Genomic DNA, 3,160 nt, shown 5'->3' with positions numbered 1-3,160 from the left:
TTCTATTACTTTTTTCTGAGCCTAAATTAAATACTCAGCGACAAATCCAAACACGTTTAATTAAATTAAAAACTAATTTATCTAATTTAACAGCGCTTTATACTGCTGCAATTGGCGAAATTCCCAAAAATAAAGCCCTCATTGAATATTATTGGCCAATCATTTATTCTATGGAAAAATTGGCCTTCTTATTAGAACATGCGGCAGAAAATCCCGATCGACCAATATTAACAGATGATGAATTATCAAAAATACTTTATCTATTTGAAATATTAGCAAATTCTGCTCAGTTTAAAGAACCAATAAAATTCATTCAAGTGCCTTCAATACCAAATTTTTATAGTATTGAGAGAGAAATTAATACGCTACAATCTGCTTTTAGCGTACACTCCCCGAATATTTAGTTAATTATGTAGGTTATTGTGTCCATGGACGAACTATCCATTCAAATTCGAGAAGCACGATCAGGTGATGTAGAATATCTGCCAGAAATTGAACGATCAGCAGCTCAAATTTTTAAACAAAATCAGGAATTGGCGTGGTTGGCTGATCATGATGTTCAACCCGCATCACTACACCAAAATTATATACAAGCTAGAAATAGCTGGGTAGCTGTGCATGATGATATTCCCGTAGGATTCATCAATGGTGTGGAATATAATAAAACATTCCATATTTGTGAATTATCTGTGACTGAAGCTTGGCAAAGCCAAGGTGTTGGGCGTGCACTATTGCAAGCAGTAGAACAGATTATGCAAGAACGCGGTATCACTATTATTACGCTCACTACATTTAAAGATATACCATGGAATGCACCTTTCTATGAAAGACAAGGTTATGAAAAATTAGAAGATGAAGCATTATCGATCTTCTTAACAGATATTTTAGATGAAGAAATTGAATCTGGTTTTGAACCACATAGCCGATGCGCAATGCAAAAACAGCTCTAATCCTTTCCTCAATCTATACAAAAATGCCCAATGATAATCATTGGGCATTTTTTATGTTGCCTTAGTTTTTAAATTAAAGTTTCAATCCCAAACCTTTCGCCACGCCTTCACCATAAGCCGGATCAGCCTTCACGAAATGCTCAATTTGTCTACGTTGAATATATTCATCAACACCTGCCATTGCACCAACTAAGTTATCAATCAATAACTGTTTTTGCTCATCATTCATCAAACGGAATAAATCACCTGCTTGGCTGTAGTAATCATTATCTTCACGATGATCATATTGATAAACCGCACCATCTTGACCTTGATTGTAAGCAGGTGCTTTCTCATTGGTTTGTTTTGGTGCATTATCAAAACTATTTGGCTCGTAGTTTGGTGCACTACCTTGATTGCCATCAAAACGCATTGCGCCATCACGTTGATAATTATGGTACGGGCATTTTGGCGCATTTACTGGCAACTGCTGGTAATTTGTACCAATGCGATAACGCTGAGCATCTGCATAAGCAAATACACGACCTTGTAACATACGATCTGGCGATAAACCTGTGCCAGGAATCACGTTACTTGGTGACATTGCCACTTGTTCAACATCTGCAAAGTAGTTATCAGGGTTACGGTTTAAGACAAACTCACCCACCTCAATCAAAGGATACTCTTTCTGTGACCAAACCTTTGTGACATCAAAAGGATTTTCAGCGCGATTAGCTGCCTCCTCTTCACTCATCACTTGAATATAAACACCCCATTTAGGATAGTTGCCTGATTCAATTGCATGATATAAATCATCCTGTGCATAATCAGGATTTGTACCACCTAATTCTTCCGCTACTTTAGGATGAATATTCTTAATACCTTGTTTGGTTCTAAAGTGCCATTTGATCCAAGTACGCACACCATCTTTATTCACTAAGCTATAAGTATGGCTACCATAACCGTGCATGTGGCGGAAGCCATCTGGAATACCACGATCTGAGAATAAGATTGTCACTTGATGCAATGATTCAGGAGATAACGACCAGAAATCCCACATTGCACGAGGCGACTTCAAGTTTGTGCGTGGATCACGTTTTTGTGTGTGAATAAAATCAGGAAATTTGATTGCATCACGAATAAAGAACACAGGCGTATTATTACCCACAACATCAAAGTTGCCTTCTTCTGTATAAAACTTCACAGCAAAACCACGAGGGTCACGTGCTGTATCAGCAGAACCACGTTCACCACCAACCGTTGAAAAGCGCACAAACATAGGTGTTTCTTTGCCAATTTCTGATAAAAAAGCAGCATAAGAGTATTTAGTCACATCATTCGTTACAGTAAAAACGCCATGTGCACCACCACCCTTTGCATGAACACGACGCTCAGGAATATTTTCACGGTTAAAATGAGCTAATTTCTCAACTAAATGATAATCTTCTAATGAAACAGGACCACGACGACCTGCTGTAATAGAGTTCTGGTTATCTGCAATGGGTGCGCCGCTCGCGCTCGTTAAAATAGTTTTACTCATTTATTATTTCTCCTTAGTGAAGTGAATGCTTAAAATCATGAATAAATTCTAATCAAGTAAATGAGCGCTGGCTAATTAAGAGTTTATCTTTGCCTTATAAGCAATATTTATAGATAAAAAGCATTTTTTGTGGATAACTTTTTAATAACACCAACAATAAAATAATATATTTATATAAATCAATACTATAAATATTTTAATAATTTCTATAAAATAAATAATGTTTATTAATATGTGATCTTATTCTTAATCAACAATATGCGATAATTACATGATTTTATAACGCCATAGGAAGATATTAATGAAACTCTTCAAAAAATCTTTACTTGCTGCTTCGCTATCCATGCTCCCCATGTTTGCCTATGCTCAAGTAGAATCCATTAATTTAGCAAAATTCAATGATCAAGAAACAATTACTGTATTTTTTGATTCACCACAAGTATTCAAAACAGATCAATTACAAAACTTATTTAAAGTAGAAAAATATGATTATGATGACTGGCAACGAAAACCCGATACCCAAGGTCAATGGCATTTAAGTAAAGATGGTTATCGTTTATCTTATTACCCTGTGAGCGCAGGTGACTATCATATACGCTCAGGAGATTTTAAAGATAAAAATAATGATGAATACAGCGAGTATATCTATCTTGGTAAAGATTCAGAAGCTGTCAGACTTATGGGAAGAGGC

Annotated in this window: 3 protein-coding genes and 1 pseudogene; 3 read left to right on the top strand and 1 reads right to left on the bottom strand. The window is 35.9% G+C overall.

Going from position 1 to position 3,160, the window contains the following annotated elements:
• Positions 1-404, top strand: a pseudogene (locus BZK14_RS13405) (FUSC family protein); the annotation flags it as partial.
• Positions 405-428: 24 nt separating this feature from the next.
• A complete protein-coding gene (locus tag BZK14_RS12860) occupies positions 429-950 on the top strand; it encodes a GNAT family N-acetyltransferase (RefSeq protein WP_077926860.1) in 522 nt (173 codons plus the stop codon).
• Between the two features lie 73 nt (positions 951-1,023).
• On the opposite strand, the gene BZK14_RS12855 is transcribed toward BZK14_RS12860, so the two are convergent.
• Entirely contained in the window at positions 1,024-2,469 is a 1,446-nt protein-coding gene (locus BZK14_RS12855) for a catalase (protein WP_077926859.1), read from the bottom strand.
• Between the two features lie 301 nt (positions 2,470-2,770).
• On the opposite strand from BZK14_RS12855, the gene BZK14_RS12850 reads away from it, so the two are divergent.
• On the top strand, positions 2,771-3,160 hold a 390-nt coding region (locus BZK14_RS12850; protein WP_143691483.1), incomplete at its 3' end, for a hypothetical protein.

Origin of the sequence: Wohlfahrtiimonas larvae (genome assembly GCF_002006755.1) — a bacterium.
Lineage (GTDB): Bacteria > Pseudomonadota > Gammaproteobacteria > Cardiobacteriales > Wohlfahrtiimonadaceae > Wohlfahrtiimonas > Wohlfahrtiimonas larvae.
Note: the sequence above shows the minus strand (reverse complement) of the source record. Positions and strands in the feature narration are given on the sequence as shown.

What these genes read in the sequence shown, in the direction of transcription:
- BZK14_RS12860 (WP_077926860.1), top strand. Translation starts at nt 429, where the DNA reads ATGGACGAACTATCCATTCAAATTCGAGAAGCACGATCAGGTGATGTA.
- BZK14_RS12855 (WP_077926859.1), bottom strand. Translation starts at nt 2,469, where the DNA reads ATGAGTAAAACTATTTTAACGAGCGCGAGCGGCGCACCCATTGCAGAT.